Below are 7,979 nucleotides of genomic sequence, written 5' to 3' on the forward strand. Positions count from 1 at the left end.
TTATCGCCCAGCGCGGCGTGCGGCACGGGCATTTGCAGTGCTTGCCGAAGGAAGATTGAGTTATTTCTGAAACGAGGAAAGAAAAGATATTAACTGAACTTAATTTATAAAATTAAGTTCAGTTGCATAGATAGATCCTGTAAAGGCAGATATTCTGCGTAATGTACGCCGCTAAAATTTATAAATGATTCAAACGCTCATTCAGTGTTTCAATAATATAGGTATTAACAGAGACTTGTTGCTGCGCAGCCGCATTATTAAGGCGTTCACTCAGCGATTCTGGATAGCGTAACGTAAAGGTCTTAATCTTTTCTGTACGCGCATACGGCTCAATACCCGCAGCTTTACAATCCTCAAGATACTCTCGCAGGGAAAGTTCCCCTTCTTTTTGCAGCCCCTGAATGCTGTCAGAGACAAAATCACAATAACCTGACAAGCCCAGGAATTTGCCACGAAATGCATTCAGTTCTGGCACGTAAGTGATAACAGCAGGTTGCCCGGCAATCTCCATAGAGTTTGGCGTCTTCAGTTTGATCATGGTTTTACCCCTATACTTAGTAACCAGTCACGCACGCTTTCTACAGCGCCTTTATCGGTATCTGGCGACGGATGAGGCCGATGGAAACACGCAACGCTCATATTTAGTATGAACTTACAGCGCGACCCCCTACCTTCCTTAATTTCTCCGCCTAACGCTTTAACCAGAGATTCTATATCAGTCCATTTGATTCCTTGAGGTAAAGGTGATTTAAATAGCTGATCCAGTGTGTTTTTTTGTTTCTTTCGTAAAGCCTGTACCTGTGTTTACATGACATTCCCTTATGACTTCACTTTATGACATCACAGTATGAAGTCAAGTTTCCCTTCCTTACGCCATTGTCCCAATCGTCTTCCTGAATCGCAGCAGCGCGATGGTGAAAAACGCGCCGCCAATTGCCATCAGCGTCAGGAACTGCGGCCAGACGATTTCGAATCCGGCACCCCGGTAGAGAATGGCCTGCGCGAGGCTAACAAAGTGTGTCGTCGGCATGGTCAGCATAATGTCCTGCACCATCTGCGGCATACTTTCGCGCGGCGTGGATCCACCGGAAAGCATTTGCAGCGGCAGCAGCACCAGAATCACCAGCAGCCCCAGTTGCGGCATTGAACGCGCTATCGTCCCCATAAAAATGCCGATTGACGTGGTGGCAAACAGACTGAGCGCCACGCCCAGCATAAACAGCGGGATCGAGCCTTCAATCGGTACACCCAGCACGCCTTTCACCATCAGCACCAGTGATAATCCCGACACCACCAGCACCACCAGCCCCATCGACCAGACCTTTGCCATCATGATCTCAAACGGCGTTATCGGCATCACCAACAAGTGTTCCACCGTGCCGTGTTCACGCTCGCGGATCAGCGCCGATCCGGTCAATACAATCGCCAGCATGGTAATGTTGTTGATGATTGCCATCACCCCGCCAAACCACGCGGGATCAAGGTTCGGGTTAAAGCGCATCCGGGTTTCCAGCGATACCAACGGTTCGCTGTTATCACGGTAGCGCGCGACAAAGCTGTTCACTTCACCGTTGATAATATTCTGGATATACCCATTGCCGGTAAATGCCTGGCTCATGCGCGTGGCATCGACGTTCACCTGAATATCCGGCTGGCGTCCGGCGAGGACATCACGCTGAAAATTAGGCGGAATATTTATCGCAAAGGTATAACGCCCGGCGTCCAGTCCGGCATCCATCTCATCGGCGGTGATCATCTCCGGTGGCAAAAACCACGGGCGATAGAAGCTGTTAACGATCCGGTTCGATAACTGCGATTGATCCATATCGGCAATGGCGATCGGCGCGAGGTTCAACGATCCTGGCGTAACGGTCGCTGACGAATACACCGACACCGTAAACGAGAAGACAATCAGCGTCAGCATCGCTTTATCACCGAGCAGACTGCGCAACTCTTTGATACCCAGATTAAAAATATTGCGTAAATGGCGCATCATCCCTCCTGTTTTTTCAGCAGCAGGATACTTAAGCCCATCACCAGCGGGATGGCTATCAGCAACGGGATAAAAAGTTGCCAAAAATCAGTCAGATCCAGCGCTTTCGAGAACGTTCCGCGGGCGATAGTCAGAAAATGACTGGTCGGGTAAACCTCGCCGATCCAACGTCCAGGCCCTTCCAGCGAAGCTACCGGATCGATCATCCCGGAAAACTGTGTCGCCGGGATCAACGTGATAATCGCCGTTCCGAAAATGGCGGCAATCTGGCTTTTCATAAAGGTGGAGATCAGCAGCCCCATTCCGGTGGCAATGATGATATACAGCAGCGCCGCCAGGGTGAGCGTCAGGAAACTGCCTTTATGCGGTACGCCAAACACAAACACCGACAGGCCGCAGAGCAGGAAAAAGTTCAGCATCCCCAGCGCGATGTATGGCAACTGTTTACCAAGCAAAAATTCACTACGCGTGGTGGGGGTCACGTAAAGGTTGATAATCGACCCAAGCTCTTTTTCCCGCACCACGCTAAGGGCGCTTAGCATTGACGGGATCATCATCAGCAGAAGCGGGATCACCGCCGGAACAATCGCTGGCAGGCTTTTTACGTCCGGGTTATAGCGATAGCGCGTCTCAATATTCATCAGCCCGCTTTGGCTGGCGGGTGTGGATTGTCGGCTCGCCACATCCTGTAGCCAGCTCTGGTGCATTGCCTGCACGTAACCTTTTACCGTTTCGGCACGGCTCGGCATCGCTCCGTCGATCCAGACGCCGAGTTCCACAGGCGTACCACGCGCGATATCGCGCCCGAAATTGGGAGGGATCTCAATTGCCACCGTTATATCGCCCGCACGCATCCGACGATCAAGCTCGTCATAACTGGTGAGCGGCGGCTGTTCGATAAAGTAACGGGAACCGGAGAGATTGAGCGTCCACGCCTGGCTACTGACGGTCTGGTCGCGGTCGAGCACCGCAAAGCGCAGGTTTTCCACATCCATACTGATGCCGTAACCCATTATCAGCATCAGGATCACTGTTCCCATCAGCGCCAGCGTCGAACGTACCGGATCGCGTCGCAGTTCCAGTGCTTCGCGGCGGCTGTAGCTAAACAGACGGCGCAGGCTAAATCCCTGACGCGGCGCGTGGGTGGTGTCGTGTATCACGGGCGGCGCTTCGGCTTCGTTGCTCTGTCCTGCCGCTTCCTGCAAATAGGCGATAAATGCCTCTTCCAGACTGGCGGCTCCGCGTTTCTCAACCAGTTCCTGCGGTGTACCGCTGGCGAGCACTTTTCCGGCGTGCATCAGTGAGATGCGGTCGCAACGTTCCGCTTCGTTCATAAAGTGGGTGGAGATAAAAATGGTTACTTTGTCCTGGCGCGAGAGATCGACCATCAACTGCCAGAACATATCCCTCGCCACCGGATCGACGCCAGAAGTAGGTTCATCGAGGATTAACATCTCCGGGCGATGAATCACCGCCACCGCCAGCGAAAGCCGCTGGCGAATGCCGAGCGGCAATGACTCCGGCAGAACATCTTCAACGTCGTTGAGCTTAAAACGCTCGCTCATTTCAGCCACTCGCGCGGGAATTTCCGCTTCCGGGATGTGAAACAAACGGGCATGTAACTCAAGGTTTTGCCGCACGGTGAGTTCGTTATAGAGCGAAAACGCCTGCGACATATAGCCCACCCGACGGCGGGTATCGATATCTTTTGGATCAACCGGTTGCCCGAACAGCCACGCCTCACCTTCGCTGGCGGGCAGCAGTCCGGTGAGCATTTTCATGGTGGTGGATTTACCGCAGCCGTTCGAACCAAGAAAACCAAAAATCTCCCCGCGTGGAATGCGGAAATTAACGTGATCAACGGCAACGAAGGAACCAAAACGCATGGTCAGATCGCGCGCTTCGATGGCAATCTCTGCGTTTTCAGGTTGATACGGTGGGATCACTACCGCCTGATGCGCCTGGCGTTGCGCTTGCGGTAACAGATTTATAAATGCTTCTTCCAGCGTAGCGCTTTGCGTTTGCTGCCGTAGCTCTTCGGCGCTGCCAGTTGCCAGCACTTCTCCGGCATTCATCGCTACCAGCCAGTCGAAGCGTTCGGCCTCTTCCATATAGGCGGTGGCGACCAGCACGCTCATATTGCTCTGCCGCTGGCGAATACTGTCGATCAGATCCCAGAACTGGGAGCGGGAGAGCGGGTCAACCCCCGTTGTTGGCTCATCAAGGATCAACAGTTCCGGGTCGTGGATTAACGCGCAGCACAGCCCAAGTTTTTGCTTCATCCCGCCGGAGAGTTTCCCTGCCGGACGATCGCGAAACGGTGCTAACCCGGTGCTGGTCAGCAGCTCATTGATTCGCACTTCCCGCTCCGCTTTGTCGTGACCGAACAGGCGAGCGAAAAAAATCGACGTTTTCATACACCGACAAGGTGTGGTAGAGGTTTTTGCCCAGCCCCTGCGGCATCCAGGCGATGCGCGGGCAGACGTCGCGGCGATGCTTCGGGTCGCGCATATCGCCGCCCAGCACCATCACATTGCCCTGTTCAATGACGCGGGCACCGGAAATCAACGACAACAAGCTCGACTTCCCGACGCCGTCCGGGCCAATCAGCCCGACCATACAGCGGGCCGGAATATCGAGAGTGATATTGTTCAGCGCAACGGTTTTTCCATAATGCTGGCTCACGCCCGCCAGTTGCGCGACAGGCGGGACGGGAACCAGTTCCAGATGCGTCATTGCGGCAACCTCACCACGAGGTCGTCAGGCCACGGAAGTTCTTCATTCACCCGCACCCACGCTACGCCCGGCAAACCGGTTTTGACATATTCCAGATGCTGCTGGAGTAATTCCGGTGGGATACGCGCTTTGACGCGGAACATCAGTTTCAGCCGTTCATCGCTGGTTTCGACGGTTTTTGGCGTGAACTGGGCGACACTGGCGACAAAACTGATGGTTGCAGGAATACGCAGATCTGGCGCGGCATCGAGGATCAGCCGGGCTTCACCGCCCAGTTTCAGCGTGCCCGCCTGTTCGGTTGGCAGGAAGAAAGTCATATAGACGTCGCTGAGATCGACCATATTCAGCACCCGACCGCCTGCCGCCAGCACTTCGCCTGGCTCGGCAACCCGATACTGCACGCGTCCGTCACGCGGGGCTTTCAGTTCGCTGTCATCGATATCTGCGGCAATGCGCCGTTCAGTGGCTTGTGCCGCTTCGACGCGGGTTTGCGCCTGAATGATATTGGTGCGTGCCGCTTCTATAGCCGCTTTAGAAGCCGATACCTGAGCTTTCGCCGATTCCAGCGCAGCTCGGGCGCTCTCAGCGGCGGCGCGATCGTCATCCAGCTGTTGCGCAGAAATAGCCCCTCGTTGGGCCAGTGAACGGGAACGCGTATGACGTTTTGCTACGGAGTCCAGTTCTGCCTGGCGTTGATTAACCAGCGACTGTGCGGCACGAGTTTCGCTTTGTCGTTGCTCCAGCAAAGCCTGCGCGGCAGCAACGGCGCTTTGTGCCTCTTTGATTTGCGCGATGGCTTCCAGTCGCTGTTCCTGCAACACGCGAGTATCCATCTTCGCCAGCACTTCACCTTCGCGAACAAACTGGCCTTCTTTCACCAGAATGGTGTCGATACGCCCGGCAATTTTGCTGGCAATATCCACTTCCGTCGCTTCAATGCGCCCATTACTGACAGCAAAGCCTTCCGGCACACCTGCCGGGCGCAACAGCCACCACGCCACGATAGCCGCCACCGCCAGTAACCCGACAACCCACCACGCCAGATGGCGCTTACTCTTATCCATAATCGACCCGCCATAATCCCTGTAAGCAAACGACGCGTGTTACAACTGCCGCCGAACGACGTTCAGCGGATTCTTCCATCCGGGATAAGAAGGAAACGGCAAATACGACCAGCGCGCAGAGCATTGAGCGCCAACGGGGAAGGCTTAGTGAAAACGGGTAGTAATGTTGTCATCATCAGCATTCCTGGCCGTAAATGAAACACGCATACTCATAAGTGTGATCTATAAAACTGGCTGACAAAACGGTATCCATCCTGTTGGATAGCGTTTCACGCCTGTTCAGTTGCAGGAACAGAGCATTCCTTTTTACGTTTTATCAACAGTCTCAACCAGATAGTAACATTAATATTCATGTTGTCTATGGTTCAGAGCTGTAACATTGTGCGCCTTCTAATCAAAGGCATAAGTCCATTTCTGTTTTTTTCATGCTGGTAAGACTTCCAGGGAGTGGTTATCTCAGGCCCTGCACCAGGGTTAATTTGGCAATTATGCATGCTGAACATTCTTCCAGCATGTTTACTGTCACGGGCGTTAAGACCTAAAACTGTCCCCGTTTCGCCTATGCGTTCTCTTCCACCATTTCCGTTATGTGCAACAACTTGATTTATACCTAACATTTGTGAACATGCTAATAGTGCTTCAAGTTTAGGTCTGTAATCTGTCGAAACAGAAAAATAACGATTAAAGGATCGACAAGAGATAGCCCGGCTAGTTTTAAACTTTTTGCCATTAATTATAGCATGATGCTTTTTATTGATAATTGCCGCTAATTCGACCGGATCGAGAGCATTGGTCATTTCATCAATAGAGACTGTTATCGGTCCTATAATGTAACGTTTTCGCTGCTCATCAAAAGTTATCCCATGATGATTTGCCATTATTTTGTATTTGGGGTCATAGAAACATACAGGATAATCTTTTATCCCAGCGTAGGTATCCTCATCAAGTGGTTTCATACGCGTGAAGTTCTGCATATAGTTACCATTGCAATTCGTTTCATGATTTCCAGCTAATACATGAACATTTTCATTGATACTCATTATGCGTTTTAACAAATCGATGATAAATTGATCGCCACAGATATTACTAAATCGATCGCCGGTTTGGTCGCCAAGAAACGTACATGGCGTCACAGCGTCTTTATTAATAACTAAATAAGGCTGAAGACTTTCTAAAACTATATCTCTTCTGTTCAGAATACTGATTATTGTATTAACATTAGTGTCAAGTTGCTCATTAAAGTTCTCCCTTAGCAATACGTTGAGAACTTCATCTTCTATATTAAGCAACTGGCTAAGGAAATTTTCTCCTTCAGCCATGATTCTCAAATGTCCCGTTGCAAAAAGCGCGTACAAAACTGCACCGACTGAGCCATCGGTATCGCCAAAATAGGTTGGTCTGGTACTTGTGGGATCAACAGGTGAACAATTGGAGAAATAGGTTCTGTCAGCGAACTGGGGGTTTATCATTGTTTCGAATTTAATATCAGATACATTGAATTGCGATATTTTCCAGTCCCAGACGGGTTTGTACGACTCAGTAACTGCAACATCATTAGCATCATCATTTACTGTCATATTATTAAGTAAATAAACAATGCTGCACCAATTAATATCGGTATTATCAAGATAGCAGCCGTAATTTTTACTATTAATTGTCACAATAAACTGATAATTATTATCCCTACGTAGAATATGAGCGCGCATGTCCGATAGCATACTATATTTTTCTGAATGATTCGTTTGTATGGTAAATGATATTTTGTCATCTCGAATAGATTGTTGGAAACGTTCTATTTGCCAATCATCAATTTTTTCCACAACTTCACCGAGCATTGTCCTGGCAATACTTGATATATCATCACCTATACCATTTGCAATATACCCAAACAGTTCTTTAGTGAAGTTAGTAACATGCTCTTGCACCATATCATTTGTTGCGATTGTCGTTGTACTGTCGTTAGTGTCTGCCACAGTTCCAATTTTCATCTTTTACCTCATATAATTCACCGCGAGGAATGCATAGTTAACATTTAATCTTATGACATACACCTCATGTTCGATGGAAAAATAATTATATTTTGCACAAATCATTCAGCCTTAAAGCATAATATGAAATTTCTTATCTCATAGCAGAGAAAGTCCCTAAAGATTGTAGAGGCGTCATCAGAACATGCCTCTACAATC

General features: G+C 50.2%; 6 protein-coding genes and 1 pseudogene. All 7 read right to left on the reverse strand.

Translation table 11 applies throughout. The features are described from left to right. Positions 1-178 precede the first annotated feature (178 nt). The gene (locus E0D98_RS19460) at positions 179-538 is read right to left on the reverse strand and encodes a type II toxin-antitoxin system HicB family antitoxin (protein ID WP_000593555.1); all 360 of its coding nucleotides are present in this window, start codon (positions 536-538) and stop codon (positions 179-181) included. Beyond that, complete coding sequence (locus tag E0D98_RS19465; RefSeq protein ID WP_042014162.1) at positions 535-765, reverse strand: type II toxin-antitoxin system HicA family toxin; 231 nt, start codon at positions 763-765, stop codon at positions 535-537. The genes E0D98_RS19460 and E0D98_RS19465 overlap by 4 nt, the downstream gene beginning before the upstream one ends. Positions 766-868: 103 nt before the next feature. Beyond that, entirely contained in the window at positions 869-1,993 is a 1,125-nt protein-coding gene (locus E0D98_RS19470; protein WP_001314210.1) for an ABC transporter permease, read from the reverse strand. Further along, positions 1,993-4,729: pseudogene (gene rbbA, locus E0D98_RS19475) on the reverse strand (ribosome-associated ATPase/putative transporter RbbA). The gene E0D98_RS19470 and the pseudogene rbbA overlap by 1 nt, the downstream one beginning before the upstream one ends. Further along, positions 4,726-5,793: an HlyD family efflux transporter periplasmic adaptor subunit gene (locus E0D98_RS19480; RefSeq protein WP_000361491.1), complete on the reverse strand. Its 1,068-nt coding sequence runs from the start codon at positions 5,791-5,793 to the stop codon at positions 4,726-4,728. The pseudogene rbbA and the gene E0D98_RS19480 overlap by 4 nt, the downstream one beginning before the upstream one ends. A gap of 62 nt (positions 5,794-5,855) precedes the next feature. Continuing rightward, positions 5,856-5,969, reverse strand: a complete 114-nt coding sequence (gene yhiY / locus E0D98_RS28020; RefSeq protein ID WP_001296785.1) for a protein YhiY — start codon at positions 5,967-5,969, stop codon at positions 5,856-5,858. A 189-nt stretch (positions 5,970-6,158) separates the two neighbouring features. Continuing rightward, the gene (locus E0D98_RS19485) at positions 6,159-7,781 is read right to left on the reverse strand and encodes a DUF4049 domain-containing protein (RefSeq protein WP_032236820.1); all 1,623 of its coding nucleotides are present in this window, start codon (positions 7,779-7,781) and stop codon (positions 6,159-6,161) included. Between the last annotated feature and the right edge of the window lie 198 nt (positions 7,782-7,979).

Source organism: Escherichia sp. KCJ4928, assembly GCF_004352695.1.
Classification (GTDB): Bacteria; Pseudomonadota; Gammaproteobacteria; order Enterobacterales; family Enterobacteriaceae; genus ECMA0423.